Annotated in this window: 21 protein-coding genes; 12 read left to right on the top strand and 9 right to left on the bottom strand. The window is 54.8% G+C overall.

What is annotated here, in order from left to right:
* The 3 genes from astE (at position 1) to ves (ending at position 2,653) form a co-directional block, all read left to right on the top strand.
* Positions 1–966, top strand: a complete 966-nt coding sequence (gene astE, locus ACWYRJ_RS12590) for a succinylglutamate desuccinylase (protein ID WP_032674585.1) — start codon at positions 1–3, stop codon at positions 964–966.
* 338 nt (positions 967–1,304) lie between these two features.
* Positions 1,305–1,799, top strand: coding sequence for an ATP-independent periplasmic protein-refolding chaperone Spy (spy, locus tag ACWYRJ_RS12585; protein WP_023292681.1), 495 nt, complete (start codon positions 1,305–1,307; stop codon positions 1,797–1,799).
* A gap of 296 nt (positions 1,800–2,095) precedes the next feature.
* Positions 2,096–2,653, top strand: coding sequence for an environmental stress-induced protein Ves (ves, locus tag ACWYRJ_RS12580; RefSeq protein ID WP_455507986.1), 558 nt, complete (start codon positions 2,096–2,098; stop codon positions 2,651–2,653).
* On the opposite strand, the gene cho is transcribed toward ves, so the two are convergent.
* Positions 2,631–3,509 carry an excinuclease Cho gene (gene cho, locus ACWYRJ_RS12575; RefSeq protein ID WP_455507985.1) on the bottom strand — a complete coding sequence of 293 codons (879 nt, stop codon included), beginning with the start codon at positions 3,507–3,509 and terminating at the stop codon, positions 2,631–2,633. The genes ves and cho overlap by 23 nt on opposite strands.
* 114 nt (positions 3,510–3,623) lie before the next feature.
* Complete coding sequence (gene nadE, locus ACWYRJ_RS12570; protein WP_111965602.1) at positions 3,624–4,451, bottom strand: ammonia-dependent NAD(+) synthetase; 828 nt, start codon at positions 4,449–4,451, stop codon at positions 3,624–3,626.
* A 232-nt stretch (positions 4,452–4,683) separates the two neighbouring features.
* On the opposite strand from nadE, the gene osmE reads away from it, so the two are divergent.
* From osmE to chbG, 7 genes are all read left to right on the top strand, one after another.
* Positions 4,684–5,028, top strand: coding sequence for an osmotically-inducible lipoprotein OsmE (gene osmE / locus ACWYRJ_RS12565; protein ID WP_010430142.1), 345 nt, complete (start codon positions 4,684–4,686; stop codon positions 5,026–5,028).
* 281 nt (positions 5,029–5,309) lie between these two features.
* Positions 5,310–5,627, top strand: a complete 318-nt coding sequence (gene chbB, locus ACWYRJ_RS12560; protein WP_455507984.1) for a PTS N,N'-diacetylchitobiose transporter subunit IIB — start codon at positions 5,310–5,312, stop codon at positions 5,625–5,627.
* Positions 5,628–5,706: 79 nt separating this feature from the next.
* Entirely contained in the window at positions 5,707–7,065 is a 1,359-nt protein-coding gene (gene chbC / locus ACWYRJ_RS12555; RefSeq protein WP_032657878.1) for a PTS N,N'-diacetylchitobiose transporter subunit IIC, read from the top strand.
* Between the two features lie 47 nt (positions 7,066–7,112).
* Complete coding sequence (gene chbA, locus ACWYRJ_RS12550; RefSeq protein ID WP_455507983.1) at positions 7,113–7,460, top strand: PTS N,N'-diacetylchitobiose transporter subunit IIA; 348 nt, start codon at positions 7,113–7,115, stop codon at positions 7,458–7,460.
* 29 nt (positions 7,461–7,489) lie between these two features.
* Entirely contained in the window at positions 7,490–8,308 is an 819-nt protein-coding gene (gene chbR, locus ACWYRJ_RS12545) for a transcriptional regulator ChbR (RefSeq protein ID WP_029740446.1), read from the top strand.
* A gap of 109 nt (positions 8,309–8,417) precedes the next feature.
* Positions 8,418–9,773, top strand: a complete 1,356-nt coding sequence (locus ACWYRJ_RS12540) for a 6-phospho-beta-glucosidase (protein ID WP_455507982.1) — start codon at positions 8,418–8,420, stop codon at positions 9,771–9,773.
* A gap of 11 nt (positions 9,774–9,784) precedes the next feature.
* Positions 9,785–10,534, top strand: a complete 750-nt coding sequence (gene chbG, locus ACWYRJ_RS12535) for a chitin disaccharide deacetylase (RefSeq protein ID WP_111965606.1) — start codon at positions 9,785–9,787, stop codon at positions 10,532–10,534.
* Positions 10,535–10,621: 87 nt separating this feature from the next.
* On the opposite strand, the gene katE is transcribed toward chbG, so the two are convergent.
* Positions 10,622–12,871, bottom strand: coding sequence for a catalase HPII (katE, locus tag ACWYRJ_RS12530; RefSeq protein WP_455507981.1), 2,250 nt, complete (start codon positions 12,869–12,871; stop codon positions 10,622–10,624).
* A gap of 188 nt (positions 12,872–13,059) precedes the next feature.
* Here katE and cedA point away from each other — a divergent pair, with 188 nt between their 5' ends.
* Entirely contained in the window at positions 13,060–13,314 is a 255-nt protein-coding gene (gene cedA, locus ACWYRJ_RS12525; RefSeq protein WP_072032690.1) for a cell division activator CedA, read from the top strand.
* A gap of 49 nt (positions 13,315–13,363) precedes the next feature.
* Here cedA and ACWYRJ_RS12520 read toward each other — a convergent pair whose 3' ends face one another.
* From ACWYRJ_RS12520 to hxpB, 3 genes are all read right to left on the bottom strand, one after another.
* Positions 13,364–14,755 (bottom strand): L-cystine transporter, encoded by a 1,392-nt coding sequence (locus ACWYRJ_RS12520; RefSeq protein ID WP_111965608.1) that lies wholly within the window; start codon positions 14,753–14,755, stop codon positions 13,364–13,366.
* A gap of 127 nt (positions 14,756–14,882) precedes the next feature.
* Positions 14,883–15,473 carry a metal-dependent hydrolase gene (locus ACWYRJ_RS12515; protein WP_014883483.1) on the bottom strand — a complete coding sequence of 197 codons (591 nt, stop codon included), beginning with the start codon at positions 15,471–15,473 and terminating at the stop codon, positions 14,883–14,885.
* Between the two features lie 101 nt (positions 15,474–15,574).
* Positions 15,575–16,246, bottom strand: a complete 672-nt coding sequence (gene hxpB, locus ACWYRJ_RS12510; protein ID WP_223581927.1) for a hexitol phosphatase HxpB — start codon at positions 16,244–16,246, stop codon at positions 15,575–15,577.
* 148 nt (positions 16,247–16,394) lie between these two features.
* Between hxpB and ACWYRJ_RS12505 the strand changes: the two genes are divergently transcribed.
* Positions 16,395–16,931: a YniB family protein gene (locus tag ACWYRJ_RS12505; RefSeq protein ID WP_023311291.1), complete on the top strand. Its 537-nt coding sequence runs from the start codon at positions 16,395–16,397 to the stop codon at positions 16,929–16,931.
* 36 nt (positions 16,932–16,967) lie between these two features.
* On the opposite strand, the gene ACWYRJ_RS12500 is transcribed toward ACWYRJ_RS12505, so the two are convergent.
* The 3 genes from ACWYRJ_RS12500 to ACWYRJ_RS12490 all read right to left on the bottom strand — a co-directional run.
* Positions 16,968–17,828 (bottom strand): fructosamine kinase family protein, encoded by an 861-nt coding sequence (locus ACWYRJ_RS12500; RefSeq protein ID WP_024909435.1) that lies wholly within the window; start codon positions 17,826–17,828, stop codon positions 16,968–16,970.
* 105 nt (positions 17,829–17,933) lie between these two features.
* A complete protein-coding gene (ghoS, locus tag ACWYRJ_RS12495; RefSeq protein WP_249575873.1) occupies positions 17,934–18,224 on the bottom strand; it encodes a type V toxin-antitoxin system endoribonuclease antitoxin GhoS in 291 nt (96 codons plus the stop codon).
* A 106-nt stretch (positions 18,225–18,330) separates the two neighbouring features.
* Positions 18,331–18,798 (bottom strand): PfkB family carbohydrate kinase (locus ACWYRJ_RS12490; RefSeq protein ID WP_455507980.1); only part of this gene is annotated, 468 nt, incomplete at its 5' end.

Raw genomic sequence — 18,798 nt, 5'->3', positions numbered from 1 at the left:
ATGGAAAATTTACTGGCGCTGACCCTGGCCGATGAAACGCCGGAACAGAAAGAGGGGGATGGCCCCTCATTTCGCTGGCGGTGGCTGGGGCGCGGGGTGCTTGAGCTGACGCCGACCGCAAAGAGCGATCTCTCGCTGCTGCTTTCAACAGGCATTCACGGGAATGAAACGGCGCCCGTTGAGATTGTCGATCTGCTGCTGCGCGCGCTGTATCGCAATGAAATTGCCCTGAAGTGCCGCGTGCTGGTGGTGCTCGGCAATCCCCCTGCGCTGGCGCAAAACAAACGGTATCTGGTGAGCGACATTAACCGCATGTTCGGCGGGCGCTGGTCGCAGTTTCCGCAGAGTGACGAAACGGCGCGGGCAGCGTGGCTGGAGAACGTGGTGACCGCGTTCTTTGCCGCTGCGGGTCCCGTGCGCTGGCATCTGGATCTGCATACGGCCATCCGCGCGTCCTACCATGTCCGCTTCGGCGTGCTGCCGCAGCGCAATCAGCCGTGGGAGGAAGATTTCCTGAGCTGGCTGGGAGACGCCGGGCTGGAGGCGCTGGTGTTTCACCAGTCACCGGGCGGAACCTTTACGCACTTCACCTGTGAGCACTTTGGTGCGTTGTCCTGTACGCTGGAGCTGGGGAAAGCGCTGCCGTTTGGGGAAAACGATCTCACCCGCTTTGCGCCAACGCATCTCGCCCTGCGGGCGCTGCTGGGCGGGTCGGCTCCCGAGCCTACGCACCAGACCGTTGAGCGTTACCGGGTCGTACAGCAGATCACGCGCCGCAGCGATGCCTTCCTGCTCCACATGGCAGCACACACCCTCAACTTCACCCCGTTCCGCAAAGGGGCGCTGCTGGCCGAGGATGGCGAGGAACGTTACGAGGTGCAGAAAACCACCGAGTATGTTTTATTCCCTAACCCAACCGTCGCGTTTGGCCTGCGTGCCGGGCTGATGCTGGAAAAAATATCCTGAACCTTTCCCCTCTCATCATCCGGGAGGGGAAGTTAAATACCTTTTCTTAGCAATTAAAGCGCGTGAACGTGTTTTGCAGAATATTCCTGGTGGATTGCTTTATTATTCACCTTCACTCCGTTATACTTCTGCTAAATCGCTTTAAAATCATCGCATTGAATATTTTTGGTTGCAACTCTCCACGCTTTATCCTTATTTCCTCCACATTTGGCGAAAATTTGTTTTTTACACTTTCATTGTTTTACCGTTGCTCTGACTAATTGACGATAAACCCCGTAAAGTTAATCTCGTCAACACGGCATAGCGCCGAAGAATAACTGAAAGAAAGGAAATAAATTATGCGTAAGTTTACTGCACTGTTTGTTGCTTCTACCCTGGCTCTGGGCGCTACCAGCATGGCGTTCGCCGCAGATACTGCGACCACCACCGCTGCCGCGCCTGCTGAAGGCAAAATGATGATGCATCATAAAGGCCCGGGTATGCACAACGAGATGATGATGTTTAAGGATCTCAACCTGACGGATGCGCAGAAACAGCAGATCCGCGATATCCGGAAGAGCGAACGTGAGCAGATGAAGCGTCCGCCGCTGGAAGAGCGTCGTGCCATGCATGACATCATCGCCAGCGACAGCTTCGACAAGGCGAAAGCCGAAGCGCAGATCGACAAAATGGCCGAGCAGCACAAAGCCCGCATGCTGGCTCACCTGGAAACCCAGAACAAGATCTACAACATTCTGACCCCGGAACAGAAAAAACAATTTAATGCGAATTTTGAGAAGCGTCTGACAGAACGTCCGGCGATGGAAGGTAAAATGCCAGCACCAACCGAATAATCGGTTCACTCTCTTAAGACCGCCGGGATCCTGTCCACAAAAGCGCAATCGCTGTGGACAGGACCGGCGGTTTTTCTTTCCTGCCCTCTTGTCTGCCGCCGCCAGCGCGGTATGCTCCTGTAGTCGCATCAGAGAATGTTTGTAGAGTCATGGCGTTAGAATTTTTATTAACGTTCCGCTAAGGCCTGCCCGCTCTGCTGCCGATACTGTGTTGTGAATACCTAACGATAACAAACAAGACAGCAACGATAGCAATATCCTTGCCCTGGCACGGGTTGTGCCATTCAGGAGTGGTGATGGAGTTCTTTGATATCCGTAAGATGCCGGTCAGCCTCTGGCGCAATGGTGCGGGTGAAACGCGTGAGATTTGTTGTTTCCCTCCCGCAACGCGCGATTTTCACTGGCGCGCCAGTATCGCAACTATCGCGAGCAACGGCGAATTTTCCTCTTTTCCCGGCGTCGACCGGGTGATCACGTTACTGGAAGGAGGGGAGGTGACGCTGGATGCCGGTCAGGCATTCTTCCATACCCTCAAGCACCATCAGCCCTACAGCTTTGCCGGCGATCTGCCGGTGAAAGCGCTGCTGTCCGATGGGCGGATGGCGATGGACTTCAACATCATGACCCGGCGCGACTGCTGCCGGGCGAAGGTGCGCGTGGCTGACCGTACCTTTACCACCTTTGGCTCACGCGGGGGCGTGGTATTTGTGTTAACCGGGGCGTGGCAGCTGGGTGATAAATTGCTGACGGCCGATCAGGGCGCCAGCTGGGAGGAGGGTACCCATACGCTGCGTCTGCTGGAGGCTCAGGGCACCTTATTGTTCAGCGAAATCACGTGGCTGCCAGGTCATTGAGCACAATGATCTCAAATTTACCGGCTAATACCGGCTTACAGAGAATTTTATAGCCATCGTGGTCAAATCCGGCGGGCGTGCGCAGCAGGGTTGCCGCGTCGTTGATGTCGTCGACAGCGCCCAGCCAGAGCCAGTTGTTGACGATGTGATACTGGGTCATCGCCTCACCCACTTCTTTTAGCGCAACGGCGCTTTCCCAGGGCCAGCAGTTCACGCTGATGGCCGCCAGACCGGAGAGGAGCCGGGCGTGGTGCGCCTCAACGCTCTCTTTCCCACAGCAGGCACCGGCGCAGCGCTTCAGCGCGGATCGGAAACAGGCGCGTCCGCGGGTGGTTGCCTCCAGACCTAAAAGGCTGTAGCAAAGCTGCAGCTCGTCCGCCAGCGTCTGCAGCGCCTGGAGCGCGGCTCGTTTATTGGCGAACAGCCCATAGAGATTGGGGGCATGTGAAAAATCGACGTCGCGCGCGTAGACGACCTGCGGCTTGCCATCGTTGATCTGCAGGGAGCAGAGCTGACGGTTGCGGCGCAGGCGCTTGTTGAACAGCGGCTGCTGCTCTTTAATCAAACGCGCTTCCAGCAATAGCGCGCCCATTTCTCCGGCAGTCTGGAACCAGGTAATGCGTCGCGACTGGCGCAGCATGGCGGCCTCGTCCGGGGTACGCAGATGGGATAACACCCGACTGCGAATGTTAACGCTCTTGCCAATGTAGAGCGGCAGGGTGTCGCTTTCGCCGTGAAAGATGTACACGCCCGGCTGTTTAGGCAATGCTTCAAGCCAGGGGCGAAGGTGCTCGGGATATTCGTAGATAGCCGCCGCTTCAAACTCAAGTCGCGGGGCGGATTGACGCCTGCTCACATACTGCTCCATATACTGTTCAGGTATACAGTGTAGCAGGAGTGTGGTGGTTAAAAAAGAGCCGGGTGGCGGCGACGCCTTACCCGGCCTACTAAACGGGGTTACCGTTTTGCTTTATTTTTTCCAGAAGTCGTCAAACACCGTAATGGGCGTGTGGCGCTTGTGCTCGGTTTTCAGATACCAGCCTTCGATGATTTTCGCGGTACGTTCATCCAGCTTTTTGCCTTCCAGATAATCATCAATGTTGTCATAGGTGACGCCAAGCGCTGCTTCATCCGGCAGGGAAGGGCGATCGTCCTCCAGATCGGCTGTCGGCGCTTTCTTGTACAGATGCTCAGGACAGCCCAGCGCGGCAAGCAGCTGCTTGCCCTGACGCTTGTTCAGGCGGAAGATCGGGTTAATGTCGGTGCCGCCGTCGCCATACTTAGTGAAGAAACCGGTGATCGCTTCTGCCGCATGGTCGGTGCCGACCACGACGCCTTTGGTCATCCCTGCGATGCTGTACTGTGCTTTCATACGTTCGCGGGCTTTTTCGTTGCCGCGGACAAAATCGCTCAGCTCAATGCCCGCTTCGCGAAGCGCCTGCTCGCTTGCCAGCACCGAGCCCTTAATATTCACGGTGAGCACGCGGTCAGGCTGAATGAAGGCAATGGCATCCTGGCAATCCTGCTCGTCCGCCTGTACGCCGTAAGGAAGGCGCACAGCGATAAACTGCAGCGTCTCATCGCCCGTCTCTTCGCGAAGCTCTGAAATCGCCATCTGGCAGAGTTTACCGGTCAGGGTAGAATCCTGGCCGCCGCTGATACCCAGCACCAGGGATTTCAGGAAAGCGTTCTTTTTTAAGTACGATTTTAAAAAATCCACGCTGCGGCGGATCTCTTCATGTGCATCTACCGTAGGCTTCGCGCCCAGTGCCTGAATAATCTCTTGTTGCAGAGCCATCACGCCCTCCATATGCAGTACATAAACAGAATGTGTTAACTGTTAAAACTAACCCTTTGGACGAGAAACGACAAGGATCACAGTTTCGAGTGCGCTAATTTGCGCCGATTTAGCAGCTTATCGTTGTTTTATTAGAATTTTCCGAAATTCGTCTGGCGTAACTCACAAAGTTGAACAATAGTACTTTTTATCCCATGCTTAGATAACACGCTGATAAACAAGAGGACGGAATATGAACAAGAACGTAGCAGGAATTCTTAGCGCAGCGGCGGTACTGACTATGCTGGCAGGGTGTACGGCTTACGATCGCACTAAGGATCAGTTTACGCAGCCCGTAGTAAAAGACGTTAAAAAAGGGATGACCCGTTCGCAGGTGGCTGCGATTGCCGGTAAACCTTCTTCTGAAGTGACCATGATTCATGCGAAAGGGACCTGCCAGACCTATATCCTGGGTCAACGTGATGGTAAGGCAGAAACCTACTTTGTCGCCCTGGATGATACCGGCCATGTGATTAACTCCGGCTATCAGACCTGTGCTGAATACGATACCGATCCGCAGGCACCTAAGGCGCAGTAACCCTGCTTGCCTGAGGATGTAAAAAACCGGCCCCCAGGGCCGGTTTTTTTATGTATCAGAAAATCTTATTTCTTTGCGCGAATTATTTGCCCGAAATGTGAAGGGAGTCAACAAGCCAGGTCAATGAGAGACAATTTGAGTCTATCCAGAATTATCCCCTGTCTGTACCATTGCGTATACTCACTCCAACGATAAACAACAGTACGCAAGCTACCTGTCTGCTGGGACAGCGAGTCGAGTGATAGCGCGATGGCAGGTAGTCATACAAGAGGGAAATCACGATGGAAAAGAAACATATCTACCTGTTCTGCTCAGCGGGCATGTCAACCTCGCTTCTGGTTTCAAAGATGCGTGCGCAGGCTGAAAAGTATGAAGTCCCTGTGGTGATTGAAGCGTTCCCCGAGACGCTGGCGGGCGAAAAAGGTCAGACAGCCGATGTCGTTTTACTGGGACCGCAAATTGCCTATATGTTGCCCGAAATTCAACGACTGTTACCGAATAAACCGGTCGAAGTGATCGACTCGGGGCTGTACGGCAAAATTGATGGTTTAGGTGTTCTTAAAGCTGCTGTGTCAGCCATTAAAAAAGCTGCTAATTAATTTTTATTTTTCCCGTCAAAGAGTTATTTCACACACAATACGCCGTAACATGCGTTACGGCATTTAAGGGTATTTTCCTATGAGTAAAGTCATCGCTTCACTTGAAAAGGTACTCCTTCCTTTTGCTGTTAAAATAGGAAAGCAGCCTCACGTTAATGCCATCAAAAACGGCTTTATTAAATTAATGCCGTTGACGCTGGCCGGGGCCATGTTCGTTTTAATTAACAACGTTTTTCTGAGCTTTGGTGAAGGTTCCTTCTTTTATTCATTAGGAATTCGGTTAGACGCTTCTACTATTGAAACCCTTAATGGTTTTAAAGCCATCGGCGGCAACGTCTATAACGGTACGTTGGGGATTATGTCGCTGATGGCGCCTTTCTTTATTGGGATGGCACTGGCAGAAGAGCGTAAGGTGGATCCGCTGGCCGCCGGGTTATTATCCGTCGCCGCCTTTATGACCGTAACGCCATACAGCGTGGGTGAAGCCTATGCCGTTGGCGCCAACTGGCTGGGCGGGGCCAACATCATCTCCGGTATTGTTATCGGCCTGGTGGTGGCAGAGATGTTCACCTTTATTATCCGCCGCAACTGGGTTATCCGCCTGCCGGATAGCGTACCGGCTTCTGTTTCTCGTTCATTTTCCGCGTTGATTCCGGGCTTCATTATTCTCTCCATCATGGGGATTATCGCCTGGGCGCTCTCCCACTGGGGCACAAACTTCCACCAGATCATCATGGACTCTATCTCTACGCCGCTGGCTTCGATGGGTGGCGTGGTCGGTTGGGCGTATGTGATTTTCACCTCTCTGCTGTGGTTCTTTGGCGTGCATGGTTCACTGGCACTGGCCGCGCTGGACAGCGGAATTATGACCCCATGGGCACTGGAAAACGTTGCGCTTTACCAACAGTACGGCTCCGTTGACGCGGCGCTGGCAGCGGGTAAAACCTTCCATGTGTGGGCGAAGCCGATGCTTGACTCCTATATCTTCCTGGGCGGTACCGGGGCAACCTTGGGTCTGATCATCGCGGTCTTTATTGTCTCTCGCCGTGCTGACTACCGTCAGGTCGCGAAGCTGGCGCTGCCATCAGGCATCTTCCAGATTAACGAACCGATTCTGTTCGGTCTGCCAATCATCATGAACCCGGTAATGTTCATTCCGTTCATCCTGATTCAGCCGCTGCTGGCCGCTATCACCCTGACGGCGTATTACATGGGCATCATTCCACCGGTCACCAATATTGCACCGTGGACCATGCCGGCGGGTCTGGGCGCCTTCTTCAACACCAACGGCAGCGTCGCAGCCTTCCTGCTGGCGATATTCAACCTCGGGGTTGCCACCCTGCTGTACATGCCGTTCGTGGCGATTGCCAACAAAGCCGCCACCATCATTGATGAAGAAGAGAGCGAAGAGGATATTGCCCTCTCACTGAAATTCTAAGATTGACCGGCGCGGGGAAACCCGCGCCAGCCACAAGGAGCTTAAACATGTTAGATTTGGATAGTATTGTCGCAGACGAAGCCGTTGAGAACGATCTCGAAGAAGTGGTGATGGGGCTTATCATCAACTCCGGGCAGGCCCGCAGCCTGGCCTATGGCGCACTGAAGCAGGCCAAGCAGGGGGATTTCGCCGCGGCAAAAACCATGATGGACCAGTCCCGCACGGCGCTGAACGAAGCGCATCTGGTGCAAACAAAGCTGATTGAAAACGATCAGGGCGAAGGGAAGATGAAGGTCAGCCTGGTGCTTGTTCACGCGCAGGATCACCTGATGACCTCGATGCTGGCGCGCGAGCTGGTGGCGGAACTCATTGAGCTTCACGAGAAGATGCAGTAAGTCAGACTGAGTAGCAGGAGGTCAGCACGATGGAAATCAAAACCGCGCTTGAACAACAGCTGTTTAACGGCAAAAATTTTCACGTGGTTATCTACAACAAAACGGAGAGCGCCAGCGGTCTGCACCAGCATGACTACTACGAGTTCACGATTGTTCTGACCGGTCGCTACTACCAGGAGATCAACGGTAAGCGCGTCCTGCTTGAACGAGGGGATTTTGTCTTCCTGCCGATGGGGTCTTATCACCAGAGCTTTTACGAATTTGGTGCCACCCGTATTCTGAACGTGGGCGTCAGCAGACGATTCTTCGAGAAGCACTATCTGCCGCTGGTGCCGTTCTGCTTTGTGGCCTCCCAGGTCTATCGGGTCAAAAACGAGTTCATGACCTGGATTGAAACGGTTATCGCCTCGCTTAACTTCCGCGACAATGAATTTGATGAGTTTATTGAAACGGTGACCTTCTACGTGATGAACCGGCTGCGCCACCATCGGGAAGAGCAGCAGGTAACGGATGATATTCCACAGTGGCTGCGCAGCACCGTTGAGCTGATGCACGATAAAGGCCAGTTCAGCGAAAATGCGCTGGAAAATATGGTCTCCCTGTCGGGGAAATCCCAGGAATATCTGACCCGCGCGACGCAGCGTTATTATCGTAAAACGCCCGTGCAAATTATTAATGAAATCCGCATTAATTTTGCTAAAAAACAGCTGGAAATTACCAACTATTCTGTCACCGATATTGCATACGAGTCAGGATACAGCAGTCCCAGCCTGTTTATTAAAACCTTTAAGAAATTGACGTCATTTACCCCGAACAGTTACCGGAAAAATTTAACGGTAATTAATTAACTGTCGGCGGATTACCCGCCACGAATATTGCTTTAATGGCTTGCCCAAATAGCGGGAAGAGCACGCTATACCTTGCAGGCGATTAACCTGATACGCTAAGGGAGATATTATGCAGAAGAAATTAAAAGTCGTAACCATTGGTGGCGGCAGCAGCTATACCCCGGAATTACTGGAAGGCTTTCTGAAACGTTATCATGAATTACCAGTCAGCGAATTATGGCTGGTGGACGTTGAGGAAGGTCAGGAAAAGCTGAATATTATTTTCGACCTGTGCAAGCGCATGGTGGAAAAAGCCGGCGTGTCTTTGACCGTGCATAAAACCCTGGACCGTCGTCTGGCGCTGAAAGATGCGGATTTCGTGACCACCCAGCTGCGCGTCGGCCAGCTGAAAGCGCGTGAGCTGGACGAACGTATTCCCCTGAGCCACGGCTATCTCGGGCAGGAGACCAACGGCGCGGGCGGCCTTTTTAAAGGCCTGCGTACCATCCCGGTCATTTTCGACATCGTCAAAGACGTGCAGGAGATCTGCCCGAACGCGTGGGTGATTAACTTCACCAACCCGGCCGGGATGGTGACCGAGGCGGTCTATCGGCATACGAACTTCAAACGTTTTATCGGCGTCTGTAATATTCCGATCGGCATGAAGATGTTCATCCGCGACGTGCTGGAGCTGACCGACAGCGACGACCTCTCCATCGACCTGTTCGGCCTGAATCACATGGTATTCATTAAAGACGTTATCGTGAACGGTAAATCGCGGTTTGCCGAACTGCTGGACGGCGTGGCTTCCGGTCGCCTGACGGCGGCATCGGTGAAAAACATCTTTGACCTGCCGTTCAGCGAAGGGTTGATCCGCTCGCTGAATCTGCTGCCTTGCTCGTATTTGCTTTACTACTTCAAGCAGAAAGAGATGCTGGCCATCGAAATGGGAGAGTACTATAAGGGCGGCGCGCGTGCGCAGATCGTTCAGAAGGTCGAGAAGCAGCTGTTCGATTTGTATAAAGATCCGAACCTGAACGTCAAACCGAAAGAGCTGGAGCAGCGCGGCGGGGCCTACTACTCCGATGCGGCGTGCGAAGTGATCAACGCCATCTACAACGACAAGCAGGCTGAGCACTATGTGAATGTGCCGCATCATGGCCATATCGACAATATTCCGGCTGACTGGGCGGTTGAGATGACCTGCATCCTGGGACGCGATGGTGCTAAACCGCATCCCCGTATCACCCGCTTCGATGACAAGGTCATGGGCCTGATTCATACCATCAAAGGCTTTGAAGTGGCAGCAAGCAATGCGGCGCTAAGCGGCGAACTCAATGACGTGCTGCTGGCGTTGAACCTTAGCCCGCTGGTGCATTCCGACCGCGACGCGGAGCAGCTGGCCAGCGAGATGATCCTGGCGCATGAGAAATGGTTGCCAAACTTTGCCGCTACAATCGAGAAGCTGAAGTTCAAACAGCAATAAGAGGACGCACAATGGAAAACCTGCTGATCGTTAATGCTGATGATTTTGGCCTCTCGAAAGGCCAGAACTACGGCATTATTGAAGCCTGTCGCCGGGGTGTGGTGACCTCTACCACGGCGCTGGTTAATGGTGAGGCGGTTGAACACGCGGCGCAGCTGAGCCGCGAGGTGCCTGAGCTGGGCGTCGGCATGCATTTTGTACTGACGCTCGGGATGCCGCTTTCTCCAATGCCGGGCCTGACGCGCGACGGCCAGCTGGGCAAATGGATTTGGGAACTGGCGGAGCAGGGTGCTCTGCCGCTCGAAGAGATTGCCCGCGAGCTGGAGAGTCAGTTCAACCGCTTTGTTGATGTGTTTGGTAGGGCGCCGACGCACATCGATAGCCATCACCACGTGCATATGATCCCGGCGATTTTCCCGATTGTCGCTGATTTCGCAAAGCGCAACGGCGTCGCGATGCGCGTGGATCGGGAGGTGCGCGGATTGCCGGACTGCGCTGTCACCACCACAGAGGGGTTCAGCAGCGCATTTTACGGAGAAGAGATCAGCGACGCGCTGTTCCTGACGGTGCTGGATGATTCCGCCGCGCGAGGGGAACGGTCGCTGGAGGTCATGGCGCATCCTGCTTTTGTCGATCATACCGTGCATAAAAGCGCCTACTGCTGGCCGCGCCTGGCGGAGCTGGATGTCCTGACGTCGCCGTCGTTGAAATACGCGATTGCCGAGCGAGGGTATCGTTTGGGGACGTTCGGGGATCTTTGAAATAAAGCCCGGTGGCGGCTTTGCCTTACCGGGCCTACAAAACCAATCGAATGTAGGCCGGGTAAGCGCAAGCGCCACCCGGCTTTTTTACGCCGGTATCTGGTCAATCTTGCTGCTTCGCGACCAGACTCGGTGCGCGGCGAGCAAATCAAACAGCTTCGTCATAAAGGCATCGTCAACGTTATCTCCCTCGACAATGCCGTCCTCACCCTGATCGGCTACCTTCAGCTGCGCCTTAAACTGTCGCGCGTCGCCGGACAGCGCGATCGGCTTCAGGTGCTTATAGGCTTCCAGCAGATAATAGACGGCGTCGCCGTTGGTCAGCAGGCTGGCAATATCCCCGCCCGGCACAATTACCGCATCGACGGTCAGCGATGGCGCACCGGCAAAGGTCGCCGCGACCGGCAGCACAGAACCATCGTCGGCCGTCACTTCACCCATGCGGGAATAGAGCAGTTTGGCATGCACGCCCTGGGTTTTAAGCGCCTGCATAATTTCCAGCACGTCGCTGGCGCGGGTTTTGTCGTTCAGCAGAATGGCAACCACGCGGCCTTTAATCGAGCCGCCCGGCACCGCATACAGGCTCAGAGACGGATCTTTCTTCACCCCGTTAACCTCTTTCGGCGGGGCAAGATTGCGCTGCTCGTCGGTCAGCGTAATGCCCAGGTTATCCGCAACGCTCTGGGCTAGCTGAATATCAATATGCGCCAGCTGATCGACTACCCGCTCGCGGATGTAGGTGCGCACCACTTTACTCAGCTCAAAGCTGAAGCCGCCGATGATGTGCTGTTGCTCAATCGGCGTCTGGCTGTTCCAGAACAGGCGAGGGTGGGCGTAATATTCGCCGAACGAGGGGCTACGCTCGCGAATTTTGTTGCCATCGATACGCTCCTGGTACGATTCGAAGCCACCGCGTTTCGGCCCGGGAGGGGTTTCACGCGGCCAGTTATCGTTGATGGAGTTCGGCTCATAGTTAGCCGGATTGGTATCAATATCCTGACGGTGCATCCCGTCGCGCTGGAAGTTGTGGTACGGGCAGGTTGGGCGGTTAATCGGAATTTCGTGGAAGTTCGGCCCGCCAAGACGGCTGATCTGCGTATCGGTGTACGAGAACAAACGACCCTGCAAAAGCGGATCGTTGGTGAAGTCCAGCCCCGGCACGATATGCCCCGGGTGGAACGCGGCCTGCTCGTTTTCGGCAAAGAAGTTATCCGGGTTGCGGTTGAGCACCATTTTACCTACCAGCTGCACCGGTACCAGCTCTTCAGGGATCAGCTTCGTCGGGTCCAGAAGATCGAAATCGAACTTAAATTCGTCCTCTTCCGGAATGAGCTGCAGACCCAGCTCGTACTCCGGGAAGTCGCCCGCTTCAATGGACTCCCACAGCTCGCGGCGATGGAAGTCCGGATCGCGCCCGGTCAGCTTCTGCGCCTCGTCCCATACCAGCGAGGCTTTACCCGCCACCGGCTTCCAGTGGAAACGGACAAACGTGGCTTTCCCCTCGGCGTTGATCATCCGGAAGGTGTGGATGCCAAACCCTTCCATAGTGCGGTAGCTGCGGGGGATGCCTCGGTCTGACATCGCCCACATCACGTTGTGTAAGGTTTCAGGCTGCAGGGAGACATAGTCCCAGAAGGTGTCGTGCGCGCTTTGTCCCTGCGGTATGGCCCAGTGGGGCTCCGGTTTTACCGCATGGACAAAGTCAGGAAATTTATGCGCATCCTGAATGAAGAACACCGGGGTGTTGTTGCCGACCAGATCGAAAATCCCCTCTTCGGTATAAAATTTGGTGGCAAAGCCGCGGATATCCCGGACGGTATCTGCCGACCCCGCACCGCCCTGCACGGTGGAGAAACGCACAAACACCGGGGTGATTTTATCCGGGTCGGAGAGGAAATCCGCTTTAGTGATCGCTTTCAGACTCTTATAGGGCTGGAAGTAGCCGTGCGCAGCGGAACCGCGCGCGTGGACGATACGTTCCGGTATCCGCTCGTGGTCGAAGTGGGTAATTTTTTCCCGCAGGATAAAGTCTTCCAGCAGGGTAGGCCCGCGCGCGCCTGCGCGAAGGGAGTTCTGATCGTCAGCAATGCGTACGCCCTGATTGGTGGTGAGCGCAAAACCTTCGCCGCCTTTACGGTGTGGCTCAAGAGATTTCAGCTTCTCGTTTCCCGTATCCGGCGATTTCATGCTTCCCGGTGCGGTAGGCTGTTCTCCCGGCGCGGAAGGGCCAGGCGAGGGGCGGTGAGAGCCGTCAGCAGGGGCGAGAGAGTCCATACCCGGTTGGGATTCTTCAGTGCCATGAATCGGTGATTGATGTGTTTTATCTTTGTTCGACATTGCACGCTTCTCCTTTATCCATTGCTAAAAACCCTATTAAGGATAGAACAATGTCGCGACATGGTTCGCGAACTAAGAGTTTTCATATGACGTGATTAACGAAAGGAGCCCTCTCACCCACTCGGGGCGCGACGGAAGGCAGCAGGATCGGCTATCATAGAGTTTTCCTGCTTCAAGAATTTGCTTTAGTGAACCAGTCGCTTATGAAACCTCTTCGTCAACAAAACCGCCAGGTAATTAGCTATGTGCCCCGCGTTGAGCCCGCGCCGCCTGACCATGCCCTGAAAGTGGAGGGTTTTCGCGATGTCTGGCTGCTGCGGGGGAAATACGTGGCCTTTGTGCTGATCGGCGAACATTTCCGTCGCTCACCCACCTTTACGGTGCCGGAGTCAGCGCAGCGATGGGCGATGCAGATCCGCCAGGATGAAGAGGTTGAGGAATAACAGCCATAAAAAAACCGCCATCAGGCGGTTTTTTTATTTCAGACGGTGATTAACGGTGCGCCAGCTCGGCGTCGTCTTCACTTTCCAGAATCGTTTTGTCGGTCTGCTTCAGCCACTGGCTGGTCAGCGTGCCGGCGGTCATGGAGCCGCTCACGTTTAGCGCGGTACGACCCATGTCGATCAGCGGTTCAACGGAGATCAGCAGGGCGACCAGCGTCACGGGCAGACCCAGCGCAGGCAGCACAATCAGCGCGGCGAAGGTTGCGCCACCGCCAACACCCGCAACGCCTGCGGAGCTTACGGTAACAATCCCGACCAGCGTGGCGATCCAGACCGGATCAAGTGGGTTGATGCCGACTGTAGGAGCAACCATCACCGCCAGCATCGCCGGGTACAGACCCGCACAGCCGTTCTGACCAATGGTAGCACCAAAGGAGGCAGAGAAGCTGGCGATGGATTCAGGCACGCCCAGACGACGGGTCTGCGCTTCCACGTTCAGCGGGATAGACGCGGCGCTGGAGCGGCTGGTGAAGGCAAAGGTCAGTACCGGCCAGACTTTACGGAAGTACTTCAGCGGGCTGACGCCGTTCACGCCCAGCAGGATGCCGTGCACCACGAACATAATGCCCAGGCCCAGATAAGAGGCGACAACGAAGCTGCCCAGCTTAATGATGTCCTGCAGGTTAGAGCCGGCAACCACTTTGGTCATCAGCGCCAGAACGCCGTAGGGGGTGAGCTGCATGACCAGACGAACCAGCTTCATCACCCAGCTTTGCAGGGTGTCAATCGCGGTCAGCACGCGTTCGCCTTTTGGCGCGTCGTCTTTCAGCAGCTTCAGCGCCGCTACGCCCAGGAACGCGGCGAAAATAACCACGCTGATGATGGAGGTTGGGCTCGCACCGGTCAGGTCAGCAAACGGGTTCTTCGGAATGAAGGAAAGCACCATCTGCGGCACGGTCAGGTCAGCCACTTTTCCAACGTAGTTGGTCTGAATCGCGGTCAGACGCGCCGTTTCAGCGGTACCCTGAACCAGACCTTCTGCGGTCAGGCCAAACAGGTTAGTGACCAGCACACCCACCAGCGCGGCAATCAGCGTGGTGAACAGCAGCGTACCAATGGTCAGGAAGCTGATTTTTCCCAACTGGGTCGCGTTATGCAGGCGGGCAACGGCGCTCAGAATAGAGGCGAACACCAGCGGCATAACGATCATCTGCAGCAGCTGGACATAGCCGTTACCGACGATGTTGAACCACTGAATGGAATCTTTAAGAACTGGATTATCGGAGCCATAAATTGCCTGTAATGCCAGACCAAATACGACACCCATGGCCAGACCAACCAGCACCTTTTTCGCCAGGCTCCACTGTTTGTGGCGCGCCTGCGCGAGAAGCAATAGCAATACAGCGAACACAACGACGTTCGCGATGAGTGGAAAATTCATCCCCGTTCTCCTGATTTATTATCGGGTCGGTTTTTACCGATCCTGTTGGCGGAAGGTTAGCAGAAGTGTGATGTAGCGCTTATATCCAAATGGAATTGGTTATGACAAATGGGATAATTTTGTTGGTTTACTGTTCAATCTGGTGATGAATAAAGCGATTGAACTGAAATTGCAGCGAATTAATCATCTGGGATGACCAGCGGACTGCACTGTTTTCGGGCAACGTTTGCGGCATCCAGACGGCGTAAGCAAACAGCGCCATGCACAATACCCGCTCAAGCTGGTTACCTTTTTGCGGCGCCAGGATGGGAAAACGGAAACGCCAGCGGCAGGGCCAAAGTAGCGGCACGCCCGCAGGCGTCAGCATATCGGCAAGGATATGGCTTAAATAGCCCAGCACCATCCCCTGAATGGCATCAGCGGGGACTATCCAGCTTTCAGGCACTTTTAAATAGAAAAGCGTCAGCAGGCCAAACACGGCCAGCAGGCTGTGCGTAAACCCCCGGTGGCCGAACGCGCGGGCGATGGGTTTAGATACCCACTTCAGGCGCTGTCCGAGGAAGGACTTGGGGTGGTCGATGTCGGGCAGCAGACAGGTCAATACGGCGGAAGGAACAATATGCCACCAGTCCCCCTGTGCCAGCACGGGGGTGAGCTCAGCGTTTTTGGCAAATACCGCGCACGCGATTGAAAAAAGCAGGTGGCCTTCCGCCGTCATGATAAAACCCACAAAACTGTCAATTCATACAGTATAGGGTTTTTATACAGTAGGCGGAAGAGGTGACGGTGTAACTGTTTGTCACAAACCGGAGGAGGGCGTTAACCGCCCTGCAGATGATGCGCCGTGAGTTCTGCCAGTGAATTTAGCTTCACATCGGCGAGGGCAAACCGGGGATCGTGGCGGCCTTCTTCCGCAGGCACCACAATGGAGCGCATCCGCGCGGCTTTAGAGGCGACCATGCCGTTAACGGAGTCTTCCAGCGCAACGCAGTTGAGGGGATCCAGGCCGAGCTTAGCGGCGCAGTCCAGATAGACCTGCGGGTGCGGCTTGCTGTAAGGCAATTTTTCAGCGGACGCCAGCGCGTCGAAACTGTCGCGAAGTTCAAACATGACGAGCACTTTTTCCAGCATATGCAGCGGTGAAGCCGAGGCCAGTCCGACCTTCAGCCCCTGGGCTTTACACAGCGCGACGGCCTCACGTACGCCGGGCAGCAGTGGTCTATTCTCTTCCACCAGCGAAATGGCGCGGCTGATAATGCGCGCGGTCACTTCATCACGACTTGGACCCACCCACGGCTGTTGGGCAAACCACAGGTCAACCACCATGTCGATGCGCAGGCCCAGCGTATCGGGTAGTTCATTACGGCGGCTGATATCCACACCCAGGCTGGCCATAACGTCCAGTTCGGCGCGATCCCACAGCGGTTCGGAATCGATCAGTAATCCATCCATGTCAAAAATTGCGGCAAGAATTTGGCGCGGTGTCGACATCACAACGTCTCCTTATCCAGGGTGTACGACAGACGATAAGTGCTAAGCACAATCTGCAATTTAGCATATTGCTTTTAAAGAGCGGGCGAAATTGATGACCAGCAGGTAGACTTAGGCACAAATAACGCGTCTTTATGAAGAGGAACTGATGACGTATCAACAAGCTGGACGCATTGCGGTCTTAAAACGTATTGCAGGCTGGGTGATTTTTATTCCTGCCGTCATTTCTACGCTGATTTCTGTACTCAAATTTATGTACGACCACAGCGAAAAACAGCCGGGTATCAATGCGGTAATGCTTGATTTTGCGCATGTTATGATTGAGATGATGCGTTTCAATACTCCATTTTTGAATGTCTTCTGGTTCAACTCACCCACCCCGGATTTTCATCAACAGCTGAATATCGGCTTTTGGGTGATATACGCCCTGATCTTTGTCGCGCTGGCACTGCAGGCCTCTGGGGCGCGAATGAGCCGTCAGACGCGCTTTTTACGTGAAGGCGTTGAGGATCAGTTGATTCTGGAGCAGGCTAAAGGCCCGGAAGGCATGAGTCGGGAGCAGATTGAATCCCGCATTGTTGTGCCGCGTCACACCATTTTCCTGCAAATTTTCCCGCTCTATATTCTTCCCGTGATTATCATTGTGGCGGGATATTTCTTCTTCTCACTGCTCGGTTTTCTGTAAGCGACACGGGTGGCTGCATAGCCACCCGTTCGCGTCTCAGGCGGCAAGCATACGCTCAAGTGCCCGCTGCGCGTTAACAAGGTGTTCTCCGCCAAAAAGAATGGCTCGGTTCATCAGGGTATAAAGCTGATACACCGGCTGGCGGTCGAGGAAACCGGGCGGCAGGGGGGAAACAGACTGGTATCCGTCATATATTTGCGGCGGCTGCTCCGGATGAAGCGGCAGCATGGCAAGATCGCACTCTCTGTCACCCCAGTAGCAGGCCGGGTCGAAGATGTAGGGGCCGTTTGGACCCAGCGCGCAGTTATCGGACCATAAGTCGCCGTGAAGCAGAGACGCCTGAGGCTGGTGGGAGGCCAGACGCTGCTGAACATGCTCGACGATGGCATCAATATTGCCAAATTCCAGCCCTTTCTCGGCGGCAAGCTCAAGCTGCCAGCCAATGCGCTGCTCGGCAAAAAAAGTCGACCAGCGACGCTGCCAGGCATTGGGTTGTGGCGTGGTGGAGAGGTCGTTGTCAAAATCGAGCCCAAACTGCGGCTGGTCGCTCCACTGATGGAGGCGCGCTAGCTGCTGGCCAAGAATGAATGCATTATGCGCATCCAGAGGACGGGCGGGGAGGTACTCCATCACCAGGAAACTGTAATCGCGGTCGCTACCTACGGCCAGAACCTGTGGGACCGTCACCGTTTTACTGCGCGACAACAGCTCCAGCTGATCGGCTTCGGCGGTAAATATCGGAAGCAGCTCTCGTTCATCGCATTTAACGAAAAGATCGCGCCCTGCGTAGCGTAAATGCCACGCGGCGTGGATCTCACCGCCTGGCAGTTCGTTACGCAGTTCAATTTCACCTTCACCCAGCTGCTCACGTAAAAGATGACTGATAGCCTGCCACATGTTCACTCTCCCATGTTGTCTGCCAGATCATAAAGTTAGCGCATAATTGCGGTAAAAAAATACGAACTAACGCACACCTGAGCGGTTTAAATTCATGCAGCGCACTTATTGTTCTTTTTTTCGCCAGTTTTCCCATGTATCCACGTTAATTTCGCCAGGCTTGTCGGTCACGCTCTCCACCAGACTGGCGGCCAGCGCTTGAACCTCTTCCTGACTAAGGGCGCCGATCAGACCAAATGTCAGGGTGCCTAAATCATGAATATTGCCCTCGTCATCCGTCAGCGTGAGGAGAAAATTAGCCCGGGTAAACGCATTGTTGAGCTCATTCAGCTCGGTCAGCGATGCCTCATGAAGGTTGATGGACACGACGTAGCGTGTGATGTCACCACTGCTCATAATTCACCTCATTGTTATCATGGAAGTTTTCTTAGCATAGTCGATAGTTTGCGTTTGGCGACTCGGTGATGACATTCCCCTCCGTAAAGACGAAGGGGAACAGGCGTTAATTTCGGGACAGGTAATCGACGATTTTTTGCGTATCGGCAAGTGAACAGAGACGTGTGCCCTGGTTGATGGTGGCGGCGCTACCCGCCGCTACGCCGTAGCGTGTCATTTCGAGCAGAGACGCGCCCTGCGCCAGTTTGAGCGTCATCGCGCCCACCATGCTGTCACCCGCGCCAACCGTGCTCTGACTCTTCATCGGCGGCGGAACAACCTGAACGGATGACGATTCATCAACTGCAAGCGCCCCCTGAGGGCCAAGGGAAACCACCACGCGCCGCGCTTTGCCGCTGCGCACCAGCTCCTGCGCGGCGGTGCGAACATCGTCAGGCTGCGTCAGTTCGCGGTTGACCAGCGCGCTTAACTCTTTCTGGTTGGGTTTGACCAGTTCAAGATTGCCCGGCACCAGTGCCGCCTGCAGGGCCTCACCGCTGCTGTCAACGATGCAGCGGATACCGCGTTGCTGTGC

It is taken from the genome of Enterobacter sp., from assembly GCF_977039595.1.
The sequence above is the reverse complement of the archived record's forward strand: the minus strand, read 5'-3'. Positions and strand labels throughout refer to the sequence as shown.

What these genes read in the sequence shown, in the direction of transcription:
- astE (WP_032674585.1), top strand. Translation starts at nt 1, where the DNA reads ATGGAAAATTTACTGGCGCTGACCCTGGCCGATGAAACGCCGGAACAG.
- spy (WP_023292681.1), top strand. Translation starts at nt 1,305, where the DNA reads ATGCGTAAGTTTACTGCACTGTTTGTTGCTTCTACCCTGGCTCTGGGC.
- ves (WP_455507986.1), top strand. Translation starts at nt 2,096, where the DNA reads ATGGAGTTCTTTGATATCCGTAAGATGCCGGTCAGCCTCTGGCGCAAT.
- nadE (WP_111965602.1), bottom strand. Translation starts at nt 4,451, where the DNA reads ATGGCTCTGCAACAAGAGATTATTCAGGCACTGGGCGCGAAGCCTACG.
- osmE (WP_010430142.1), top strand. Translation starts at nt 4,684, where the DNA reads ATGAACAAGAACGTAGCAGGAATTCTTAGCGCAGCGGCGGTACTGACT.
- chbB (WP_455507984.1), top strand. Translation starts at nt 5,310, where the DNA reads ATGGAAAAGAAACATATCTACCTGTTCTGCTCAGCGGGCATGTCAACC.
- chbC (WP_032657878.1), top strand. Translation starts at nt 5,707, where the DNA reads ATGAGTAAAGTCATCGCTTCACTTGAAAAGGTACTCCTTCCTTTTGCT.
- chbA (WP_455507983.1), top strand. Translation starts at nt 7,113, where the DNA reads ATGTTAGATTTGGATAGTATTGTCGCAGACGAAGCCGTTGAGAACGAT.
- chbR (WP_029740446.1), top strand. Translation starts at nt 7,490, where the DNA reads ATGGAAATCAAAACCGCGCTTGAACAACAGCTGTTTAACGGCAAAAAT.
- ACWYRJ_RS12540 (WP_455507982.1), top strand. Translation starts at nt 8,418, where the DNA reads ATGCAGAAGAAATTAAAAGTCGTAACCATTGGTGGCGGCAGCAGCTAT.
- chbG (WP_111965606.1), top strand. Translation starts at nt 9,785, where the DNA reads ATGGAAAACCTGCTGATCGTTAATGCTGATGATTTTGGCCTCTCGAAA.
- katE (WP_455507981.1), bottom strand. Translation starts at nt 12,871, where the DNA reads ATGTCGAACAAAGATAAAACACATCAATCACCGATTCATGGCACTGAA.
- ACWYRJ_RS12520 (WP_111965608.1), bottom strand. Translation starts at nt 14,755, where the DNA reads ATGAATTTTCCACTCATCGCGAACGTCGTTGTGTTCGCTGTATTGCTA.
- ACWYRJ_RS12515 (WP_014883483.1), bottom strand. Translation starts at nt 15,473, where the DNA reads ATGACGGCGGAAGGCCACCTGCTTTTTTCAATCGCGTGCGCGGTATTT.
- hxpB (WP_223581927.1), bottom strand. Translation starts at nt 16,246, where the DNA reads ATGTCGACACCGCGCCAAATTCTTGCCGCAATTTTTGACATGGATGGA.
- ACWYRJ_RS12505 (WP_023311291.1), top strand. Translation starts at nt 16,395, where the DNA reads ATGACGTATCAACAAGCTGGACGCATTGCGGTCTTAAAACGTATTGCA.
- ACWYRJ_RS12500 (WP_024909435.1), bottom strand. Translation starts at nt 17,828, where the DNA reads ATGTGGCAGGCTATCAGTCATCTTTTACGTGAGCAGCTGGGTGAAGGT.
- ghoS (WP_249575873.1), bottom strand. Translation starts at nt 18,224, where the DNA reads ATGAGCAGTGGTGACATCACACGCTACGTCGTGTCCATCAACCTTCAT.